Origin of the sequence: Flavobacterium sp. 3HN19-14 (assembly GCF_051373205.1) — a bacterium.
In the GTDB taxonomy this organism is placed as follows: domain Bacteria; phylum Bacteroidota; class Bacteroidia; order Flavobacteriales; family Flavobacteriaceae; genus Flavobacterium.
In genome coordinates this window covers 3,117,356-3,139,281 of the sequence record NZ_JBPPZT010000001.1, presented here as the reverse complement: position 1 = coordinate 3,139,281, position 21,926 = coordinate 3,117,356, and the positions used below count along the sequence as shown (strand labels likewise).

19 protein-coding genes and 7 pseudogenes are annotated in these 21,926 nt (G+C 41.1%); 13 read left to right on the top strand and 13 right to left on the bottom strand.

Features of this window, described 5'->3' with window-relative positions:
* Positions 1-124 precede the first annotated feature (124 nt).
* Positions 125-1,027: a lactonase family protein gene (locus tag ACSLFW_RS16945; protein ID WP_436556735.1), complete on the top strand. Its 903-nt coding sequence runs from the start codon at positions 125-127 to the stop codon at positions 1,025-1,027.
* On the top strand, positions 1,024-1,230 hold the full coding sequence (locus tag ACSLFW_RS16940; protein WP_436556734.1) for a lactonase family protein: 207 nt from the start codon (positions 1,024-1,026) through the stop codon (positions 1,228-1,230). Before ACSLFW_RS16945 ends, ACSLFW_RS16940 begins: the two co-directional genes overlap by 4 nt.
* A gap of 21 nt (positions 1,231-1,251) precedes the next feature.
* Here the strand turns inward: ACSLFW_RS16940 and ACSLFW_RS16935 are convergent.
* The 5 genes and pseudogenes from ACSLFW_RS16935 to ACSLFW_RS16915 all read right to left on the bottom strand — a co-directional run bounded on the left by ACSLFW_RS16935 (position 1,252) and on the right by ACSLFW_RS16915 (position 5,827).
* A pseudogene (locus ACSLFW_RS16935) lies at positions 1,252-2,601 on the bottom strand (DEAD/DEAH box helicase).
* A gap of 78 nt (positions 2,602-2,679) precedes the next feature.
* Complete coding sequence (locus ACSLFW_RS16930; RefSeq protein ID WP_436556733.1) at positions 2,680-3,276, bottom strand: sensor histidine kinase; 597 nt, start codon at positions 3,274-3,276, stop codon at positions 2,680-2,682.
* On the bottom strand, positions 3,210-4,364 hold the full coding sequence (locus ACSLFW_RS16925; RefSeq protein ID WP_436556732.1) for a PAS domain-containing protein: 1,155 nt from the start codon (positions 4,362-4,364) through the stop codon (positions 3,210-3,212). Before ACSLFW_RS16925 ends, ACSLFW_RS16930 begins: the two co-directional genes overlap by 67 nt.
* A gap of 33 nt (positions 4,365-4,397) precedes the next feature.
* Positions 4,398-5,157, bottom strand: a pseudogene (locus tag ACSLFW_RS16920) (TIGR02757 family protein).
* A gap of 7 nt (positions 5,158-5,164) precedes the next feature.
* Positions 5,165-5,827, bottom strand: a complete 663-nt coding sequence (locus ACSLFW_RS16915; RefSeq protein WP_436556731.1) for an ABC transporter ATP-binding protein — start codon at positions 5,825-5,827, stop codon at positions 5,165-5,167.
* Between the two features lie 134 nt (positions 5,828-5,961).
* Here ACSLFW_RS16915 and msrA point away from each other — a divergent pair.
* Positions 5,962-6,605: pseudogene (msrA, locus tag ACSLFW_RS16910) on the top strand (peptide-methionine (S)-S-oxide reductase MsrA).
* 121 nt (positions 6,606-6,726) lie between these two features.
* On the top strand, positions 6,727-7,023 hold the full coding sequence (locus ACSLFW_RS16905; protein WP_436556730.1) for a hypothetical protein: 297 nt from the start codon (positions 6,727-6,729) through the stop codon (positions 7,021-7,023).
* A gap of 68 nt (positions 7,024-7,091) precedes the next feature.
* Here the strand turns inward: ACSLFW_RS16905 and ACSLFW_RS16900 are convergent, their stop codons facing one another.
* From ACSLFW_RS16900 to ACSLFW_RS16875, 6 genes and pseudogenes are all read right to left on the bottom strand, one after another.
* Complete coding sequence (locus ACSLFW_RS16900) at positions 7,092-7,403, bottom strand: DUF6787 family protein (protein ID WP_436556729.1); 312 nt, start codon at positions 7,401-7,403, stop codon at positions 7,092-7,094.
* Positions 7,404-7,433: 30 nt separating this feature from the next.
* Positions 7,434-7,559, bottom strand: a complete 126-nt coding sequence (locus tag ACSLFW_RS16895; protein ID WP_436556728.1) for a hypothetical protein — start codon at positions 7,557-7,559, stop codon at positions 7,434-7,436.
* A gap of 1 nt (position 7,560) precedes the next feature.
* Positions 7,561-7,860, bottom strand: a complete 300-nt coding sequence (locus tag ACSLFW_RS16890) for a DUF6146 family protein (protein WP_436556727.1) — start codon at positions 7,858-7,860, stop codon at positions 7,561-7,563.
* A gap of 182 nt (positions 7,861-8,042) precedes the next feature.
* Positions 8,043-9,004, bottom strand: a pseudogene (locus ACSLFW_RS16885) (D-2-hydroxyacid dehydrogenase).
* A gap of 134 nt (positions 9,005-9,138) precedes the next feature.
* A pseudogene (serC, locus tag ACSLFW_RS16880) lies at positions 9,139-10,228 on the bottom strand (3-phosphoserine/phosphohydroxythreonine transaminase).
* A 246-nt stretch (positions 10,229-10,474) separates the two neighbouring features.
* Positions 10,475-11,539 (bottom strand): acyl-CoA reductase, encoded by a 1,065-nt coding sequence (locus ACSLFW_RS16875; RefSeq protein ID WP_436556726.1) that lies wholly within the window; start codon positions 11,537-11,539, stop codon positions 10,475-10,477.
* A 148-nt stretch (positions 11,540-11,687) separates the two neighbouring features.
* On the opposite strand from ACSLFW_RS16875, the gene ACSLFW_RS16870 reads away from it, so the two are divergent.
* Positions 11,688-12,038, top strand: coding sequence for a 4Fe-4S dicluster domain-containing protein (locus tag ACSLFW_RS16870; RefSeq protein ID WP_436556725.1), 351 nt, complete (start codon positions 11,688-11,690; stop codon positions 12,036-12,038).
* Between the two features lie 93 nt (positions 12,039-12,131).
* Here the strand turns inward: ACSLFW_RS16870 and ACSLFW_RS16865 are convergent, their stop codons facing one another.
* On the bottom strand, positions 12,132-12,674 hold the full coding sequence (locus ACSLFW_RS16865) for a hypothetical protein (RefSeq protein WP_436556724.1): 543 nt from the start codon (positions 12,672-12,674) through the stop codon (positions 12,132-12,134).
* A gap of 165 nt (positions 12,675-12,839) precedes the next feature.
* A pseudogene (locus ACSLFW_RS16860) lies at positions 12,840-15,483 on the bottom strand (TonB-dependent receptor).
* 147 nt (positions 15,484-15,630) lie between these two features.
* Between ACSLFW_RS16860 and ychF the strand changes: the two are divergent.
* From ychF to ACSLFW_RS16820, 8 genes and pseudogenes are all read left to right on the top strand, one after another.
* Positions 15,631-16,512, top strand: a complete 882-nt coding sequence (gene ychF / locus ACSLFW_RS16855) for a redox-regulated ATPase YchF (protein WP_436556723.1) — start codon at positions 15,631-15,633, stop codon at positions 16,510-16,512.
* Positions 16,509-16,724 carry a DUF933 domain-containing protein gene (locus tag ACSLFW_RS16850; RefSeq protein ID WP_436556722.1) on the top strand — a complete coding sequence of 72 codons (216 nt, stop codon included), beginning with the start codon at positions 16,509-16,511 and terminating at the stop codon, positions 16,722-16,724. Before ychF ends, ACSLFW_RS16850 begins: the two co-directional genes overlap by 4 nt.
* Before the next feature lies 1 nt (position 16,725).
* Positions 16,726-17,403, top strand: coding sequence for a porin family protein (locus ACSLFW_RS16845; protein WP_436556721.1), 678 nt, complete (start codon positions 16,726-16,728; stop codon positions 17,401-17,403).
* Between the two features lie 104 nt (positions 17,404-17,507).
* Positions 17,508-18,041, top strand: a complete 534-nt coding sequence (locus tag ACSLFW_RS16840; protein WP_436556720.1) for an NADPH-dependent FMN reductase — start codon at positions 17,508-17,510, stop codon at positions 18,039-18,041.
* Between the two features lie 44 nt (positions 18,042-18,085).
* Positions 18,086-18,766, top strand: coding sequence for a TIGR02117 family protein (locus tag ACSLFW_RS16835; RefSeq protein ID WP_436556719.1), 681 nt, complete (start codon positions 18,086-18,088; stop codon positions 18,764-18,766).
* A 54-nt stretch (positions 18,767-18,820) separates the two neighbouring features.
* Positions 18,821-19,237: a hypothetical protein gene (locus ACSLFW_RS16830; protein WP_436556718.1), complete on the top strand. Its 417-nt coding sequence runs from the start codon at positions 18,821-18,823 to the stop codon at positions 19,235-19,237.
* On the top strand, positions 19,153-19,797 hold the full coding sequence (locus ACSLFW_RS16825) for a transglutaminase domain-containing protein (protein ID WP_436556717.1): 645 nt from the start codon (positions 19,153-19,155) through the stop codon (positions 19,795-19,797). Before ACSLFW_RS16830 ends, ACSLFW_RS16825 begins: the two co-directional genes overlap by 85 nt.
* Positions 19,798-20,062: 265 nt before the next feature.
* Positions 20,063-21,913, top strand: a pseudogene (locus ACSLFW_RS16820) (DNA topoisomerase IV subunit B).
* Positions 21,914-21,926: the final 13 nt, after the last annotated feature.

The following is a 21,926-nucleotide window of genomic DNA, read 5'->3' as shown; positions in this document are numbered from 1 at the left end:
CTACTTTTTTGCTATTATAGATGCCGAATCCTAAATTTTAAATTGCTAAAAAAAGATTAAAACATTTATGGTGAAAGCTGTAAAATGCGCAAAAGAATTTACTTTTGTTGCAAATCAACTTCAGATGAAAAAATATTTTTTTATAGCTTTAAGCATATTTTCTTTCGCAATTGCAGTTTCGCAAAATAGTAAACTGCTTATCGGCACGTATACCAACAACTGCGACAGTAAAGGCATTTATATTTATGATTTCAACCTGAAAGAAGGAACCGCCGAATTAAAATCGAATACTGAAGGCGTTGATAACCCAAGCTTCCTCACACTTTCAGAAAAGAAAAATATGATTTACAGCGTCAATGAAAGCGGACTCAAAAGCAGAGTGAGTTCATTCTATTACGACAATGATTCCGGAAATATCAAGCTCCTGAACAGCGTTGATGCAAAAGGTGCAGATCCGTGTTACATCATCAATGACAGTAAAAATGTTCTGGTGGCGAATTATTCCGGCGGTAACATTTCGGTATTTAAAAAAAATAGCGATGAAAGCTTGAGCGATGCGGTTCAGGTTGTTCAGCACAAAGGGAAAAGTAAAAACCTGAAACGTCAGGAAAGCGCACATGTACACATGGTACAGTTTTCACCCGATAAAAAATTCGTGATTGCGAATGATTTGGTGACCGATAAAATCTATATCTACAATTACAACCCCGATGGCGGAGAAAAAACGCTGTCGGTCAAAGACAGTCTTGAAGTAAGAAAAGGAAGCTGCCCGCGTCACATGACTTTCAGCAAAGACGGAAAATTTGCCTATTTATTACAGGAATTGGACGGTTCGCTGACGGTTTTCAGTTACAATAGCGGTAACTTCAAAATGCTGCAGGAAAAGCAGATTATTACCCGGAATTTTACGGGACAAGTTGGTGCTGCCGACATTCACATTACGCCTGACGGAAAATTTTTGTATGCGACCAATCGCGGTACTGCGAACGACATCAGTTGTTTTAAAATCGGCCTGACGGCGCATTGACATTCAAGGCAAATTACAGCGTAAAAGGAAAAACACCGCGCAATTTCACCATCGATCCTAACGGAAATTTCCTGCTGGTTGCCAATCAGGAATCAAATGAAGTTGTTGTTTTCGGCATTAATAAAGCGACCGGAGAATTAACGGATACTGAAAAAAGAATTGAAGTGTGCGCGCCGGTTTGTCTGGTATTTACTGAAAACTGATTACTGAACACCGACCACCGATCACTTCTTCTTATTCCGCTTCTTCGCCTGTTCCCGCAGCATATTTCGGTTTACAGAACCATGTGTTTTTTTCTTGGTTTTGGAAATGCCGCCCAGATTGACTTTTTTGTTCTTTTTGGATTTATCATGAAAAGCGCCATCACCTTCAAGTTTGACTTTTTTCATCAGGAATTTGACAGGCTGTTTGTCTTTTTCACTAACCGATGAGTTTGTCTGAAACGGGAACTTCTTCAGGAAACGGCAGCACTTCCAATTCCGTATCCATCAGCATTTCAATTTCGATTTTCAGTTCTTCTTCGCGAGGCGTAAAGAAACTGATGGCCGTTCCGTCTGCATCGGCACGACCGGTTCTCCCGATTCTGTGCATATACAATTTCGGATAATCGGGCATTTCAAAATTGAAAACGTGGGTGATGTCAGAAATATCCAAACCTCTCGCCATGACGTCAGTAGTGATCAATCCGCGCAATTCGCCTGCCTGAAAAGCGGCCATGGTATTGAGCCGGTAATTCTGTGACTTATTAGAGTGAATGACACCAAATTCGCCATTGAATTCTTCTTCGATGCGCTCATGGAGCATGTCGGAAATCTTCTTGTTGTTGACAAAAACCAAAATCCGGCTCATGCTTTCGTCATTCTCAAGCAAATATTTGAGCAGATTGATTTTCGTATTGAAATTCTGTACTTTATAACTTAATTGCGTGATTTTTTCAAGTGGCGTTCCTGATGCGGCAAGACTGATTTCCTCGGGATAATCGAAGAAGTCGTTCAAAACAGCATCAACTTCTTCGGTCATTGTCGCCGAAAAAAGGATGTTCTGGCGCTTGGTTTTCATCATCGCCAAAATGGCCGTCAATTGCGGGCGAAAACCTAAATTCAGCATTTCGTCAAACTCGTCAATCACCAATTTTGAAGTTTCATCGAACCGCAAAACATTGTCCAATGCCAAATCCATTACACGTCCCGGCGTTCCGACAAGAATGTCAATTCCGGTGTAAACGGCGGTTTTTTGCGTATTGATATTGACGCCGCCGTAAATTCCGAGTGTGCGAACCGACATGTATTTTGTCAGTTTTTCGACTTCCTCAACCACCTGAACGACCAATTCGCGGGTTGGTAGAAGAATAACGATTTTAGGAATATGGCTTTGGGAAAATTTATATAATTTGAGCAATGGCAACAGGTAAGCGAAGGTTTTTCCGGTTCCGGTTTGCGCAATTCCCATCATATCGTGGCCGACATAATGACCGAGAATGATTTTTCCTGAATTGGGGTAGGGGTTTCAAATCCTAAATCGTCAACCGCTTTTTGCAGTGATTTTGGGAGATTGAATTGTTCGAAAGTCGCCATTGCTGTATATTTTCGGCAAAGGTACGTTAATTTGCGGAGGTAGCAAGGATTGGTTTTTCGACGAATGAATTTGAAAAATTACGCCGGAATATAAATATCGAATTTCGCGCCGCCGCTTTCGCCATCTGCAGTAATGAATCCGTGGTGGTTTTCGACGATTTTTTTTACAATTGCGAGTCCGAGACCGGTTCCTTCATAAGTTTCACGACCATGCAGGCGTTGGAAAAGTTCAAAAATCTTTTCATTATAGGCCGATTCGAAACCGATTCCGTTATCGGAAATACGGATATGGCAATAATCCTGATCAGGCAATAATTGCGGATGTGATAAATTTTTGCCCAAATCGATTTCAGAATTGATCATTATATGTGGCGCTGTTCCTGCTGCAACAAATTTGATTGAATTGCTGAAAAGATTGTAAAGAATTTGCCTGAACTGAAACGGAATAATCCGCACAGTATTTAAATTCCCGACTTCAATCACTGCATTTTGCTGCAGTAACTCTTCACTCAAATCGGCTTTCACTTCCTCAAGAATCGAATTTAAATCGGTAAGCTCAAATTTTTGCTTTTGGTTATTGGTACGCGAATAGGATAATAAATCATTGATCAGTGTCTGCATCCGCTCGGCGGCATTTCGCATGCGCCTGAAATATTCCTTGCCGCTGTCTGACAATTTATCGAATTCTTTTTCAGCGATAAGATTGGCAAAGTCTGGATTTTCCGAAGTGGTTCCTGCAAATCATGGCTTGAAATATAAGCGAACGATTCGAGTTCTTTATTGAGTTTTTCAAGCTTCGTGTTCTGTTCTTCGAGCGCTTTCGTGCGTTCGAGTACTTTGTTTTCAAGGCTTCCGGTGAAATCTTTTTCGTTGGTGATATCCCTGACAGTCCCGATTAATTTTGCCGGAGCGCCTTCATCGTCATAAAAAACTTTACCGCGTGCTTCAATCCAATGCATACTGCCATCTTTCCAAATGATGCGGGGTTCATAATGCAACAGGCCAGTGCGGTAAGCCTCTGTGAATGCCTTTTCCCGTAAGGCAATATCTTCAGGATGCAATTGCTTTGTGAAATCGGTATGCTGCAATGCGGTTCGCTCCTTGAATCCGAAAATCTCGATATAACGGTCAGAATATTCAAATTCACGCGTCTTTAAATCCAATTCCCAAGTACCGAGTTCACTGGCACCGATGATGATATTAAGCCGTTGCTCATTTTCTTCGTTGATACGGTGGACGGCGCGTTCTTCTTCAATTTTTGATTCAGAGGAAATCATTTTTTCAATCAGTTCGAGATGAAAGGCAATCAAATCGGTGAACAAATTGAACATATTGATGACTGTGGGCGTATTCAGCTTATTCGGATTAGGGTCGATAGCACATAATGTACCGAAGAATGTCCCGTTTTTCTTGATGATTGGAATAGAAATGTAACTTTGAAATCCATACATTTTTGGCGTATGGTGGTCTCGGAATAATGGATCTTCCGCAACATGGTCGATGATGACGCCCTTAATATCGTGGCGGACTTCATTGCAAATAGTAGTTTTGATTTGGAGTTCATCTCCAGGTTTCATTCCGAAAGAAATGTCGTCCCTGACGCTGCAGGCAATCCAACGGTCTTCTGTGACGCGCGCGATTGCTGCAAATCCCATTCCTGTGGTGCTGCAAATTACATCCAAAAGATTTTTCGTAATCGGAATCGAATCGATGTTCTGGATGTCTTTTTGAATATCTGCTTCGGAAGGGTTGCGTTTGTCCACTAAAAATGTTTTCTGTAAATATACGGAATTAACTTAAAAGCTTTCAAAAACACCCAATCCGAAAAGTGCAAAATCGTATTTTACAGGATCTTTCGCGTCCAGTTCGCGCAATTTTGAATCGAGCTCGGCTAAAGCTTTGGCGTCGTTTTGTTTTCGCGTAAGCAACCCTAATTTGCGCGCTACATTCCCGGAATGCACATCAAGCGGGCAGGAGAGGAGCGATGGCGAAATGGTTTTCCAGATGCCTAAATCGACACCTTTTTTGTCCTGGCGCACCATCCAGCGCAGGAACATGTTGATGCGCTTGGCAGCAGAATTATTGAGCGGATCAGAAATGTGCTTTTGAGTTCGATTCTGGTGCTCAATCTCAAAGAAGATTTTTTTGAAATTGGAAATATTTTCCTGATGTTTGTGGAATTGTTGTTTGAAAATGCATTTTCCATTCCGCCGTGATTGATATAAATATGCTGCAATCCTTTGATAAATGTAGAAAAATCTTGTCCATTAAATGTCCGGTGAACAAAATTTTCAAGTCTTTCCAAATCATTTTCAGAATGTGACATTACGAAATCATAAGGTGCGTTACCCATCAATTCCATCATTTTATGGGAATTTTTAATGATCATCTTGCGGTTGCCCAGGTGATTGTTGCGGCAAGGAAACCGGCGATTTCAATGTCTTCCTTTGAAGCAAATAAATGCGGAATCTGCACGGGGTCGCTTTCAATAAAATCAGGCCTGTTGTATAATTCGACCTTTTCGTCGAGGAATTTCTTTAATTCGTTAAAGTCCATTTGTGTTTTAACTGATGATTTTCCCGTCAGACATGACAAGTTTTCTGTCGGCCATATTGGCGAGTTCTTCGTTGTGGGTTACGATGACGAAAGTCTGCCCGAATTCGTCGCGAAGTTTAAAGAACAGCTGGTGTAAATTTTCCGCGGAAGCGGTATCAAGATTACCCGAAGGTTCATCTGCAAAAATAATGGCTGGTTTGTTGATAAACGCTCTTGCAACGGCAACCCTTTGCTGTTCACCGCCTGACAATTCACTTGGTTTGTGATTGATTCTATGCGAAAGGCCGAGGTAATCCAGTAATCTTTTCGCTTCGGTTTCGGTTTCTGATTTCGGACTTCCTTTGATAAATGCCGGAATGCAGACATTTTCCAAAGCCGTAAATTCTGGCAAAAGCTGGTGGAATTGGAAGATAAATCCTAAGTTGCTGTTGCGGAATTTTGAAAGTGATTTGTCATTCATTTTCAGGACGTCTTCGCCATTGACGAGCAATTCTGATTTTTCTTCCTTTCCGGTCTTGTCGAGTGTTCCGATGATTTGCAGTAAAGTTGTTTTTCCTGCTCCGGAAGCACCAACAATCGATACGATTTCGCCCTTCCTGATATGAAGGTCGACACCTTTTAAAACGTGCAGATTGTCGTAATATTTATGGATATTTTTGGCCTGTATCATGCGGAAGATTTGTGCAAATATAAGGGATAAATTCGATTTTATTTCCTGTGGTAATAGAGTCATTGCATAAACTTTAGTTAAAGGAAAATCCGCTGCTACTCTTGTTTCGTAAATTTGTAAAACATAAAATTACAATGAAAAAATTATTAGCGATAGTATTAGCCATGGGTGCAGTTTCGTGCCAGTCACAGGAAAAACGAATCATCAAGCCCGTAAAAGAACCCGTAAAAATGGAAGTATCAAAAGATTTGGAAGTTGCCACATTTGCCGGTGGCTGTTTCTGGTGTACAGAGGCGATTTTTTTAGAAATGGACGGCGTAAAATCAGTTGTGTCAGGTTATATCGGCGGTAAAATCGCCAATCCGACTTATGAAGAAGTTTGTACAGGAACGACGGGCCACGCTGAAGCTACACAGATCACTTTCGACCCAAAAAAAATCTCTTTTGCAGAATTACTGCAGGTTTTTTTCGCTACACATGACCCGACAACGTTGAATCGTCAGGGGCAGATGTCGGTACGCAATACAGGAGCGAAGTTTTCTACCACAGCGATGCGCAAAGGAAAACGACAGAGGATTATATTTCACAAATGTCACTCGAAGGCACATTTAAAGACCCGATTGTAACGAAAGTTTCACCGGCACCGACTTTCTACGCTGCTGAAGATTACCACCAAAATTATTACAACAGAAATCAGAATCAATCGTACTGCCATTACGTGATTACACCGAAAGTTGAAAAAGCGAGACATTTATTTGAAGATAAGCTGAAAAAGTAATTTTGTCTAAAGTCTAAAGTCTAAAGTCTAAAGTCTAAAGTCTAAAGTCTAAATCTAAAATTCTAAGTCTGAAGTTTGGCGCGATTTTCGCAATGTCAGCTTTAGACTTAATTTTTATAAGATGTTACAACCTGCAACAAAAGTCGCTGTGCAAGACAACAAAAGCCGCGATTTGATTCTCGGATTGATTTTCGACGCGATGGGCTACTTGTCTTTTACGATTCCGATTCTCGGCGAATTTGAAGATGTGATTTGGGCACCGGTTTCTGCAATTCTGATGGTTATAATGTATAAAGGGCCGTCGGGTAAAATAATGGGAGCGTTTGATTTTGTGGAAGAGATTTTGCCTTTTACGGATATCATTCCTTCATTCACGCTGATGTGGTTTTACAAATATGTAATTAAGAAACAGGATTAAGATGATTTTGCCACGAATTTCACGAATGAGCACGAATTTAAATTTGTGAAAATTCGTGAAATTCGTGGCTATTTTTTTTCTTTAAAAACAAATCCCAACCCAATCCCACGCAACATCTTCTTCGCAAACGGAAAAAAGAATTGATACTGCCCGAAAAGCCATCCAATCACGATAATCATAAACGGATAAAGCGGCAAAACCAAAACCAAAAGAATAATATAGTATAGAAAAATGTTGGTATTTTCTTTTGTAATTCCAAGCAAATCAAGGAAGAAAGCCGAAATCCGGGCAGAAAGCGAACCATTAATCGCAAAAACAACAAAGATAACCACCAACTGAAAATTGGAAGTAATGCCCCAGCGTTCTTTGAGTTTGCTCATAAATTGAAAATTGTACCCAAAAATACAATTTTATATCCGCGCTGCAAAACCGCCGAGCTTGGTATTATTAGCAATCTGAAAATAAGTAAGGTAGTTGAATAAGATATAATTCACTTCGTAACCGTAATCGGTATTCCCATTATAAGCGATTTCCATTTCATACAAATTCCTGTTGTATTGCAGCGGGTTTTCTGGCCATGATATTCCATTCCGTCACCCAAACGCGATTCCGCGATTCAAGATAAGATTGTGAATAATAATTGCGTGGTTTCGCATTTGAATTGAACCACGAACTAAAACCCGGATCGATGATAATGATATCATATTCAAGTTTTTCATTTTCGATGTGAATGGTATCTTTCAGGACGGGCTTGTCTTCTTTCAGGACTTTCTTTTCCTGCGCATCCGCAGATGCAACGGCAAAAACGGTAAGCAACAGCATCAAAATCTTTTTCATAGCCGTAATTTCTTTGCATAAAATTAATAAAAAAAGCACCGGATTGTCCAGTGCTTGTATATTATTTAACGCAAATCAATTTCAATATCAATATCAATATCAAAAAATCAATTTCAAAAAATCAATTTCAAAATTTCAAATTATAAACTTGAACTTTGTTATTGTATTTGATATTGCCATTGCTATTGGTTTTCCGTTTTCAGCAAACTGATAATCTGCTCCGCCAATTCAGTCCCAATTCGATCCTGTGCTTCTTCGGTCGCCGCGCCAATATGAGGTGTCAAAGAAATTTTCGGATGCATCAGAATCTTGATTTCCGGAGTTGGTTCGTTTTCATAAACGTCGAGTCCGGCGAATAAAACTTTTCCTTCGTCCAGCGCTTCAACCAATGCTACTTCGTCAATCACGCCGCCACGGGCACAATTGATAATGCCGACATTGTCTTTCATCGCTTTGATTTCCGCTTCGCCAATCACGTAACCATCCTGCGCCGGAACGTGAAGCGTAATAAAATCTGCGTGCTTGAACAGATCTTCCTGTGGTTCGGTTTCGATCTCCACATTGATGAACTGCCCGTTGTAAAAGTCGACTTTAATATCTGCTTTCCCGATGAATTTATCTGCAGCAATGACTTTCATTCCGAGTCCGAGCGCCATTTTCGCAACCGCTTGCCCGATTCTTCCAAAGCCGATGATTCCTAAAGTTTTGCCACGCAACTCGATTCCATTGGCATAAGCTTTTTTCAAGCCTTCAAAATGCGTATCGCCTTCAAGCGGCATATTTCTGTTGGAATCATGCAAAAACCGCACACCCGAAAACAAATGCGCAAACACCAATTCTGCCACCGATTCTGAAGAAGAAGCCGGCGTATTGATCACGTGTTTTCCGTTTGCACGCGCATATTCCACGTCAATATTGTCCATTCCGACACCGCCGCGCCCAATGATTTTGAGGTTAGGGCAAGCGTCAATGATGTCTTTCGCACTTTGGTCGCACTCCTCACCAAAATCACCGAAACGTTATTTTCGTTGATAAAATTCGCAACCTGTTCCTGTGCGACTTTGGTCGTAATCACTTCAAATCCGTCATTTTCAAGGGCTGTAATCCCACTTTTAGAAATGCCGTCGTTGGCTAATACTTTCATTAGATTTTAGATTTTAGATTTCAGATCGAAATCAGATTTTATATTTTTAAGGAGCATGATTCCGCTATCCGTTCCAATCTTTTTATTTTTAAAGAAAAAATAAAAAGGATTTCCTCTGCTATCGGGGCTAGGCCTCAGTTACTTCCGGAATGTTTCACCTTTGATTCAAACGCCTTCATCACGTCAACCAGCACCTGAACGCTTTCGAGCGGTAATGCATTATACATCGACGCGCGGTAACCGCCAACAGATCGGTGTCCCGGAATTCCCGAAATTCCCGCTGCTTTCCACATCGCATCAAAAACCGGCGCATGCGATTCATCTTCGAGAAGGAAAGTCGCATTCATATTGCTTCGGTCTTCTTTATTTGCCGTTCCGCGAAATAACGGATTGCGGTCGATTTCCGCATAAAGCAATGCCGCTTTTTCTTCGTTTATTTTCTCGATGGCAGCAATTCCGCCTTTGTTTTTAAGCCATTGTAATGTCAAAAGCGACGCATAAACCGCAAAAACCGGCGGCGTATTGTACATGCTTTCTTTTTCGATATGCTGTGCATAATTGAGCATATTCGGAATATAGCGGCCGTTTTTATTGAGAATTTCTTCTCTTACAACTACCAAAGTCGCACCCGCAGGCCCATATTTTTCTGTGCTCCGGCGTAAATCAAATCGAATTTTGAAAAATCCAGAACACGTGAGAAAATATCCGAACTCATGTCGCAAACCACCGGAATATCCGTTTCCGGGAAAGATTTCATCTGCGTCCCGAAAATCGTATTGTTGCTGGTACAGTGAAAATAATCTGCATCTTTCGGGATTTCATATCCTTTCGGAATATGGTTGTAGTTTTCCGCTTTTGAAGAACCGACAATTACCGTTTCTCCAAATGCTTTTGCTTCTTTTATCGCGGTATTGGCCCAGGTTCCGGTGTCGAGATAAGCGGCTTTTCCGTTTTCTTTCATCAAATTATAAGGCACCATCAGGAATTCCAGACTCGCCCCTCCGTGAAGGAAAAGTGCCTGATAACCCTTCCCTTCCAATCCCAAAAGTTCTAAAACCAAAGCACGCGCTTCGTCCATTACGGCTACAAAATCCTTGCTGCGGTGCGAAATTTCGAGTATCGACAAACCTGAATCGTTGAAATCTAAAATGGCTGCTGCCGATTTTTCAAAAACTTCCTGCGGTAAAATGCACCTGCCACTGCGCTGTAATTGTGTTTTTTCATCTTGATGGAAAATAAAATTCAATCGCAAATTTCTTAAAATGGAATCGAAATTGCGTTTTGGATGTCGGAATAATTTTATAAGGTTATTAACAAAAACGTTGTAGTTGGAGTTGGACCGCTTCGCTGTTAGATTTTTAGACCGCTTCACTTTTGGATTTTTAGACTTCTTAAATTATAGGCGTATTCAAGAAATTTAAAAAGTGAAGGACTCCAAAGCCGAAGGCGTTTCCAAAGGCGAAGCCGTGTCTAAGAGCGTAGCGAATCCAAAAATCTCACCGTATCCACATTATCGGCGTAATCCCAAAGCTCTGGCTGCTGCGTTTTTCCAAACGGTACCGAGTTATCAATTAAATTATCGCTGACGACACATTGAATTTTTTCAGCTTCATTTTCAAGTTTTGATTTTACGTCGTCAATGTTTTTATAAAATTCATAAAAAACACTCGAAATAGGCGAGGCGTGGCTTTCGTCTTCTTTGATTGTCAAAAATCCGTTGTCGAGTAATTTGAAGTTGCTCATCAGGAAAACAGCTTTGTTGTAATCGTAATTGTTAGCGTATTTTTCATATTTGATAATATCCTGGTATTCGTACATCGCTTCAAAAAAGGCATTGAAATTGTAACCTTCCGGGACGAATAATTTGGAAACATTGCGGCATCCGAGTCCGAAATACCTGAAAATATCTTCGCCTAAAGCAATTAAATCTTCTTTAGATTCATTTCCGTTTAAAACGGCTACTGAATTCCGGCTTTTGCGGATTATCGACGGTTTGTCTTTGAAGTAATATTCGAAATAACGCGCCGTGTTGTTGCTACCGGTGGCAATTACAGCATCGAAATTTTCGAGCTTTCCTTCAGTGAAAGTGATGAAATCTTTCATTTCCGGTGCAGCCGCGATGATGTATTTCGCGAGAAAAGGCAGTAAATGCTGGTCGTTAGAAGAAGTCTTTACAAGTACTTTATTTCCGGTTATCAGAACCGATAAAAAGTCATGAAAACCAACAAGTGGAATATTTCCTGCGAGAATCAGACCAATTGTTTTTGGTTCGTGTTCCTTTAAATCATAGACAGAAAGCCATTGATTGAGATTTTTTTCCGTAAGTGCATCTGCCCAGGATTTTATTGCAAAATAAACCTGTTCCGGCGTATACCAGCCGTTGTGCGACTGCGATAACTGAATCAAATCTACAAAAGCATCAAAAAACAAATCATTGTGCTGTACATCAGGATTTTTCGTATTCCCGTTTTCCGAAAACTGATTCAGGAATTTCCCCAATGCTGCGAAAACATTTTTTTTATCGGCTAATGTCATTTGATTTGCTTATGAATTGTTTTGGACGTAATTTTGTGCAAAAATAACGTTTTTAGGTGTAGGGTGCAAGGTGCAGGGTTCAAGGTCTAAATTATTGACGAAACCCAAAATCCTGAATCTTATACCATAAACCCTGAATCCAAATAAAATGGCTATAATCATAACAGACGAATGTATCAACTGCGGTGCCTGCGAGCCGGAATGCCCAAACACCGCGATATATGAAGGCGCCGATGACTGGCGTTATAAAGACGGAACTGCACTTAAAGGACAAGTAATCTTGCCGTCAGGAGAAGCAATTGACGCCGATGCACCGCACACACCGATTTCTGACGATATCTATTACATCGTTCCGGGAAAATGCACGGAATGTAAAGGATTTCACGACGAACCCCAATGTGCGGCCGTTTGCCCGGTAGATTGTTGCGTGCCGGATGAAGACCATGTTGAAAGCGATGAAACATTGCTTAACCGACAGGCATTTCTTCACAATGAATAATTCAAATAATTATAAAACAAAAAATCCTGAGCGTTACACTCAGGATTTTTTTATCCAATCTGTTGTCTGTTATGCTGCCGTTGCGAAGCTTGATTATTGCTTTACAACGGTGTATTTTTCAATCGAAACTTTATCAGATTTGTCGTCATAAGTTTCAATTACGAGATTGCCATCGGTATCGAAATAACCAAGCGCAGTTTTATCTCTTCCACGATATAAATAGCTGTTGGTTGAAGTTTTCCTAAGCAAAGCCGGTTTTTTCATGCCTTCAGAGTACATCGTATACCCGTAAGGATCTAACGCAACTTTATAGCTTTTGCCATCTGAAGCAGTGTAAACCGATGATCTGTCAACATCTACAGTTCTTGTGCTTCCGTCAGGATTTGTGATTTTTGTGGTAGAAACGACTTCAACCGGGGTTACTTTCATTTCTTTATTAAGTGTTTTCGAATCGGGATCTTTAAGTTCGATGTTTTGTACTTCTTTTACATCCTGTTGCTTTACAATCTGTTTTTCACCATCCGAATCTTTAACAGTGGTTACCGTAGTTTTGGTCACATTGGTAACGTTCTTATTCTGCGCCTGCACGCCAAATGCAAAAAGCAACAGCGCAGCGGTATAAATTGTAGTTTTCATAATAGTTATTTTAATGGGTTTAACTATTACAAAATTAGCTTGCAATTGCTGAAACGAATTATAGAATTCAACGATATGTTTATAAAATTAGATTTTGAAAGATTGCAATTTTCCATAAAAAAAACCTGCCATTGCCGACAGGTTTTACTATTCGGTTGAACAGCATTAGAAATTGAATCCCAAACGTGCATAATAATAAGCACCGCTGAATCCCATTTGCACCGCATCCCAGTAACCGCCGGCTTCCGTATCGCCAACTTCGTCCTGTTTGTCAGGATAAACATTGAGTAAATTGTTCGCGCCTAAAGTGAATTTCAGTTGTTTTGTAAGCTGATAGCCCAAAGTCAAATCAGTAACGATTTTTGCATTGTAAATGTCCTGTTCATCAGAATAATCAATCAGGATTACTTTGCTAAAACGGGTGAATGCGAGTCCGGCATCAAATTTTTTGTAACCGTAAGTCAAGTTCAGGTTGAATTTATTATGTGGTGCCGAAGCCAGTAGAAATGCCTTTTCACGTTTCCCGAAGAAGATTTCTTTTTCTTCATCAGTATCGATGACACTGCTTCCTTTTACATTTTCGATTTTCATGTCATTGATATTTCCAACCAATGTTGCACCGACTTTTGAATCGCCGAAAGTCTTTTTCCATGCCAAAACTACATCCAAACCTGTCGTTTTCGTATCAACGCCGTTGGCGAAAAACTGCGCTTCAGAAACGCCGATGTTCAAGGCACTTGCATCAAAATAACCGGTCAATACAATCCTGTCTTTTACCGAAATCATGTAGCCATCAACTGTGGCGGTAAAATCGCCGAAAGAAGAAGTGAAGCCCAACGAGCCATTCACCGCTTTTTCCTCATTCAATTTCTGGATGCCGAATGCACGCGTAACCGGACTGTTATTCGGCGACAACAAAACCTCAGTCGCGCCGCTGCTGTTGAAATTGGTGAAATGAAGATTGTAATAAATCTGGGCCGAAGAAGGCGCCCTAAAACCAGTACTTACAGAACCTCGAATATTGAAGTTATTCGCTGCTTTGATTCTTGCGGAAAATTTCCCGTTGAAAGTGCTTCCGAAATCACTGTAGTTTTCATAACGCACCGCACCGCTGGCCAAAATCGCATCCGTGAGGTCAAATTCGGTATCGATATACAGCGATAAATTCGTACGTTTTTTATCAACTGCATTTTTTGGACTATAACCGGGAAATCCTTGTGAACCGCCCGGACGCGGATCACCTGAAATTGCGTCAATAGGCGCAGATTGTGTAGTTGGGTCAGTAATCGCGACACCGTTAGTATCATAAGTCGCATAAGAACCTTCCTCACCGGCAAAAATCGAAAATTCTTCTGTGCGGAATTCTCCACCAAAAGCCACATTCGCACCTTTCAGGAAATTGTCATAATGCTTCGAAAAGTCGATGTTGGTCGTATTTTGCGAAAGGCTGTGTCCGCCTGCGTCAAATTCTGTCGGCGATGCGCTTTCGAGTGATGCGTTAAGCGTTCCTTTAATATAATAATGGAAGAGGTTCTTTCCATAAGTATTACTGAAATCTGCTTTCCAGCCATTGAACATTGTTGTCCTGAACCCAGCCGCAAACGAATTATCGGTGATGTCAGAAGTAATTCTCGGCGTATAACCACCCGGATAAATGCTTTGTACAACCCTTGCGCCGTCATTTCTGGTAAAGGCGTAAGCATCCGTATTTCTTACATTTTTTCCACCGAAAGCATAAAATTCTGTCTTGTCTGAACCGGAATGGCAACATTTCCGAAGAAATTAAAACCTTCGATGGCCGCTTCCCCGAAACCTTTGCGGAAATCATATCCCGGACGCAATGTTTTCTTTTTGTTGATATATTCTGTCGTGAAATTCGCAAAACCGCCTTTCGAGCCGATCGCAACGCCGTAATTCGCGCCAACTTTTACAGACTCACCATCGAAAGATTTGTCTTTTCCGGCAGAATTTCCGTACCAGTTTTCATTCAGTCGGTTGCCTTCGGTATTTGGCGTTCCCGGAAGGAAATCACCTTTGGCGTGGGTGTTATAAGCGCCGTAAGTAACTGAACCAGTAAGTGCGTCAGTATTGTCATTCAGCACGATGTTAATCACGCCCGCAATCGCATCAGAACCATATTGTGCCGCAGCACCATCGCGTAAAATCTCAATTCTTTTGATGGCAGAAGCCGGGATCGCATTCAGATCTGTACCTGTATTTCCGCGTCCGCGTGTCCCGAAAAGATTCACAAGCGAGGACTGGTGGCGCCTCTTCCCATTAATCAAAACCAAAGTCTGGTCAGGCCTAATCCGCGAAGCGAAGCCGGATCTACGTGGTCGGCACCGTCTGAACCTGATTGTTTGTTGGCATTGAAAGATGGCGCGACATATTGCAGCAATTCGTTGATTTCGATTTTGCCACTTTGCGTTGTTACGTCTTTAATGTTGATGATGTCAATCGGAACAGCCGAATCGATTTTACTGCGCTTGGAATTACGCGAACCGACCACCTGAATTTCATTGAGTTCCTGTCCTTCCAACATCACAACATTGATAACGGTCTGATTCGCTGTGCTTTGTTCTGTCGTAGGATAGCCAACATAACTGAAAACCAATGCAGCATTATTGGCAACGCGGATTTTAAATTTTCCGTCGCTGTCGGTAATCGTACCGTTTGAAGTGCCTTTTTCAGTGACATTTGCGCCTGGCAAAGATGCGCCGGAGTTGTCTTTGACTGTCCCGCTGATTTCTTTCTGGGCAAAAATGCAGCCCGAAATCATCAATAATAAAAATAATAACGTTTTTTTCATGTTTTGTAATGGGTTTGTTAGTGTTTGGGTTATTTGCATGACAAGTTTACTTTAAATTAACAGTATTTTAACGACAATTCTAAAATGTTATCAACTACTTATTAATAGATATAAACCTTATATTTGCACCCGAAAAATACATATATAATGAAAGCAGGAATTGTAGGATTACCGAATGTTGGAAAATCAACTTTATTCAATTGTTTATCAAATGCGAAGGCACAAAGCGCGAATTTTCCGTTTTGTACGATTGAGCCGAATATAGGCGTGGTGAATGTTCCCGATCCGCGCATCAACAAGCTTGAAGAATTGGTAAAACCGGAGCGTGTCGTGATGGCAACCGTTGATATTGTTGACATCGCCGGTCTCGTAAAAGGTGCCAGCAAAGGAGAGGGTTTAGGTAACCAATTCCTCGGTAATATCCGTGAATGCAATGCAATCATCCACGTTTTGCGTTGTTTTGATAACGACAATATCGTTCACGTTGACGGGAATGTAAATCCAATCCGCGATAAAGAAACCATTGATATCGAATTGCAATTAAAAGACCTCGAAACCGTTGAAAAACGCCTGGAAAAAGTAAACCGCGCTGCCAAAACCGGCAACAAAGAAGCACAGGTAGAACAAGGACTTTTGAACAGGATCCGCGAAGCGTTGTTACAGGCAAAATCGGCCAGAACCATTTCTCCGAACAATAATGACGAGGAGGTTTTGATGGAATCTTTTCAACTGATTACTGCAAAACCGGTTTTATATGTTTGTAATGTCGATGAAAATTCTGCCGTAAACGGAAATAAATATGTAGATCAGGTTCGCGAACTCGTAAAAGACGAAGACGCTGAAGTTATCGTACTTTCCGTTGGTGCAGAAGCCGATATCACTGAGCTCGAAAGCTACGAAGAACGCCAGGTTTTCCTTGAAGATATGGGACTGACTGAGCCTGGGGCTTCGGTTTTAATCCGTGCCGCTTATAAATTATTGCAACAACAAACTTATTTCACCGCTGGTGTCAAAGAAGTCCGCGCGTGACCGTCAACATCGGCGCAACCGCACCACAAGCAGCAGGCGTTATCCATACCGATTTTGAAAAAGGATTTATCCGTGCAGAAGTAATCGCTTACGATGATTATGTCAATTTCGGTTCAGAATCTAAAGTAAAAGAAGCCGGAAAACTACGCGTTGAAGGAAAAGAATATGTCGTTAAAGACGGCGATGTGATGCACTTCAGATTTAACGTGTAACATGAAAAGAATAATCATTTTATTTTTCCTGCTTGCCTCGTTTAATTGCTTTTCACAAAAAATCAAGTTAGGTATTAATGGTGGTTTGAACTATTCTGAAATAAAAGGAATGGAAGTGACCCACTATGATTATTCCGGTAAAATTGGATTTGCCGCGGGAATTTCTGCTGAGTATTTTCTCACCAAAAGCTGGTCTTTAAAAGCCGATTTGGCATTTGAGAGAAAGAGCAACAAAGCAAAATACAGTTTTACTGAGCTAATATTCGCTGATCCTTCAGCGTTCGGTACAAAATATACTGTAAAAGTATGGAACAACCTGGATTTCCTGACGCTTCCTGTTTTGCTGAAATATAACTTCGGCAAGCAAAAAAGTTATTTCGTTAACGCCGGACCTTACATTGCTTATCTTTTAAATGCGAAACATATTGTCGATTCCAACCATGATCCTGAAAATAATTTTTCAAGTAATGATGATGCTACCGCCAGCTTCAACAGATATGATGCAGGATTGACCATAGGTTTAGGGAAAGTGTTTAAATTAGACGGAAGCGATCTTGCGGTTGAATTCAGAAGCAATGTCGGCCTCAAAAACATCAACAAATACGAAGATTTTTACGGAGAAAGTTTTGAGACACTCAATTTCGGACTTATCGCAAACTGGTCTTTTGATTGGTATTAATACTTAGGATTTGATACTCACAGATGATTTTCAATTCGTTGCGAATCATCGGTTTTTATTTTTCACATCATTGTATTTTCTTACATTTATCCAAAATCCAAACCATGAAAATCATCGCATTCGCCGGCAGTAATAGCCGGAATTCCATCAATAAAAAACTCGCCCGCTACGTTTCACAGCTTTTTGAAATGGCCGAAACAGAAATCTTAGATTTGAATGATTATGCCATTCCGCTTTTCAGTGTTGATTTGGAAAAGGAATACGGTCAGGCCGATAAGGCAATTGCATTCCTTTCAAAACTAGAATCCGCAGATGTAATCGTGCTTTCTTTGGCAGAAAATAACGGCAATTATTCCGTAGCCTTCAAGAATATTTTCGATTGGTCTTCGCGCATCCAAAAAGATGTTTTTCAGAACAAGCCGATGTTATTGATGGCGACTTCTCCTGGTGAAAGAGGCGGAAAAAGCGTGCTTGAAATCGCGCAAAGCAATCTGCCGCGTTATGGCGCAGACATCAAATTTGTATTTTCATTACCGGCTTTTTACAAAAATTTTGATGAAGAAAAAGGAGCAATTTCTAATCCGGAATTTAATGAGGCCATAATTAATATCGTCAAAAATCTGCAGGCTTTAATTTAATGGCGCGGAATTTGGTTTGTGCTTTTCAACTAACCGGGTTTGCAATGAGATTTTTTAAGAAACTCCTCAAAATTATCGGCCGTACCGCATTGGTGCTGACCGGAATTATATTGATTTATCTGTTGTCTGCCTATACGCTTTCGCGGATTACCGTCAATTCAGATATCAAAGCTGTCGATGAAATTGCGATTTTTATCAAAACCAACGGCGTCCACACCGATATTATCGTTCCCGCCAAAGGCGAAATCATCGACTGGACGAAGGAAATCAAATTCGACCAGACCATCGCCAAAGATGCAACGGCGCAGTATTTAGCTTTCGGTTGGGGCGACCGCGGATTTTACCTCAATACGCCGCAATGGTCAGATTTGAAAGCCAGTACGGCTTTTACCGCTGCATTTTATTTGGGGACTTCCGTAATGCATACGCAATTTTATAACAACCTTTCGGAATCAGAAAGTTGTAAAAAAATCATGATTTCAAGAGCAGATTATCAAAAGTTAGTCGATTATATTTCGCAAAGTTTTTACAGAGATCCGTCCGGAAATATTGTGTGGATTCAGGGAAGCAGCTACGGAAATCATGACGCCTTTTACGAAGCAAACGGAAAATACAGCCTTTTCAAAACCTGCAATTCCTGGGCAAACGCCGCGCTAAAATCGGCCAACCAGAAAGCTGCATTATGGACGGCAACTGACACAGGAATTTTTTGCCACTACAATTGATTATTTAAATTTCCGTTAACAAATTATGGCAGGATTATTGGTAAAACGAAGCTCATGAAGAAGATATTTAATGTAATTGCACTGATTGTATTCCTTGGATTTAACGCCAACGCACAGGATTTTCAAAAAGTAGACGGACTTGTGAAAACCTACCCGAAATCATTTTCGAGTCCGGATGATTTGGCGATTAGAATCAACGAAGATTTTACCCGTGACGACGAAAAAGTGCGCGCCATTTACACCTGGATGGCACTCAATATCGCCTACGACGCCGAAACGTTTTTCAATCAGGGCGGAGTCCGCAACGCGTCGGATTTACCTACAGGACACAATCTGAAAAAGAACAAAAGCAACGCGAATTTGAATACGAATTCGCCCGAAAAACGTTGCGCTCAAAACTGGCAGTTTGTCAGGGATATGCGATGCTTTTTAAAGACGTTTGCCAGCGGCTTGACATCAAATGTGAACTGATTTCCGGAACTTCAAAAAGCAGCCTGATGGCCATCGGGAAATTACCCGTCGCAAGCGACCATGCGTGGAATGCAGTAAATATTGACGGTAAATGGCGACTGATTGATGTCACTTGGGCAGCCGGTTCAATCGATGGCAATACGAAGCAATTCAGTTTCGCCTTTAGCGGCGGTTATTTCTTTACCGATCCGGAGGTTTTCTTCCTGAACCATTTTCCCGATGATAAAAAATGGCTGTTGATTGACAAAACCGAACAGGAATTCGCCGATTTGCCTTTGTATTTCCGTGGATATTCGACAGCGCCTTTCACAATTGTTACCCCTGAAAGCGGCATCATTACACCGCCAAAAAACAACATGATTTCTTTTGAAATCCTTGATTTGCCTGCAACGACAAGAGTTGGCTATGCATTCAGCAACGACGGCATTCAGACGAAAGCCATTATGAAGCGAAAAGGCAACTCGACAACTTTTGACGTTTTACTGACCAACAACAACCGTGGTTTTTTGACGATTTACATTGATAACCGCTCAATGGCAGCATATAAGCTTTTGAAATAACAAAAATCAATATCAATGTCAATATCAAATTAAAGATAACTTCAAAACTCAATTTTAAAGCACATTGCTAATTTATGCTTTGATTTTTAGTTTTTTAGATTGACATTGCTTTTTGAACTTGAACTGAACTTGAACTTGAAATTGATTTTTGAAATTGCAATTGATTTTTTGCAATTCTTTGTCAATATCGTATTGATAACTTTATTTTTCCGCACTTTCATTTGTTGGTTTCCTGCACTATATTAGCATAAAATCAACTATTTTCATGTCAGAGCAAAATCAGTATACCGAAGACAATATCCGTTCACTCGACTGGAAAGAGCACATCAGGATGCGTCCGGGGATGTACATCGGGAAATTGGGCGACGGTTCGTCTCCCGACGACGGTATTTACATTTTGCTGAAAGAAGTCATCGACAACTGTATCGATGAATTCGTCATGGGCGCCGGGAAAACAATCGAGGTGACCATCAAAGACAAAACGGTTTCGGTTCGCGATTATGGCCGTGGCATTCCGCTTGGAAAAGTCATCGACGTGGTTTCGAAAATGAATACAGGCGGAAAATACGATTCGCTTGCCTTTAAGAAATCTGTCGGATTGAATGGAGTGGGAACGAAGGCGGTAAATGCTTTATCGAATTATTTCCGCGTTGAATCCGTTCGTGATGACAAGCAAAAAGCAGCCGAATTTTCAGGTGGCAATCTGACGCTTGAAGAAGATATCATCGACACAACAAAACGTAAGGGAACGAAAGTTGTCTTTACGCCTGATGAAGCGATTTTTAAGAATTACAAGTTCCGGAATGAGTACATCATCAAGATGCTCAAGAATTATTGTTACCTCAATAACGGTCTGACAATCATTTACAACGGTGAAAAATATTATTCTGAAAACGGACTGAAAGATTTGCTCGATGAAACCATCCACATCGAAGACCAGGAATATCCGATCATCCACCTCAAAGGCGATGACATCGAAATCGCTTTAACGCACTCGAAAACACAATACAGCGAAGAATACCATTCGTTCGTCAACGGGCAGAATACAACACAGGGCGGAACGCATCTCGCCGCTTATCGCGAAGCCATCGTAAAAACCATCCGCGAGTTTTACAACAAACCTTTCGAAGGTTCCGATATCCGGAAATCGATCGTGAGTGCCGTCAGCGTAAAAGTAATGGAGCCGGTTTTTGAATCGCAGACGAAAACCAAATTGGGCTCTACGGATATGGGCCGGATTTGCCTTCAGTGCGAACGTTCGTCAATGATTTCGTAAAAAATAAACTCGACAGTTATCTACATAAAAATCCCGCGACTGCCGATGCGCTTTTGCGTAAGATTTTGCAGGCAGAACGCGAACGCAAAGAATTATCGGGAATTCGTAAACTGGCGAAAGACCGCGCTAAAAAAGCCAGTCTTCACAATAAAAAACTGCGCGATTGCCGCGTGCATTTGACTGATGTCAAGAATCCGAAAAGTTTGGAAAGTACGCTTTTTATTACCGAGGGAGATTCGGCGTCAGGCTCTATTACAAAATCACGCGATGTCAACACACAAGCGGTTTTTAGTCTGCGTGGAAAGCCATTGAATTCTTACGGAATGACCAAGAAAATCGTTTATGAAAACGAAGAATTCAACCTGTTGCAGGCGGCTCTGGACATTGAAGACGACATGGAAAACCTGCGTTACAATAACATCGTAATTGCCACCGATGCCGATGTCGACGGAATGCACATCAGGCTTTTGCTGATTACGTTTTTTTTGCAGTTTTTCCGGAATTGATCAAAGAAAATCACCTATACATCCTGCAAACGCCGTTATTCCGCGTAAGAAACAGAAAAGAAACAATTTACTGTTATTCTGATGAAGAACGCCGCGATGCCATCGAAAAATTGAAGCCAAAACCTGAAATCACGCGATTCAAAGGTTTGGGAGAAATTTCTCCGGATGAATTCGTACACTTTATCGGGCAGGACATCAGGCTCGACCCGATTATGTTGGATAGTGCGACTTCAATTGAGACTTTACTGGAATTTTATATGGGTAAGACACGCCGGACCGCCAGGAATTTATTATTAATAATCTGAAAGTAGAAATTGATGCTGTCGAAGGATAGCAGCTCAATTTTA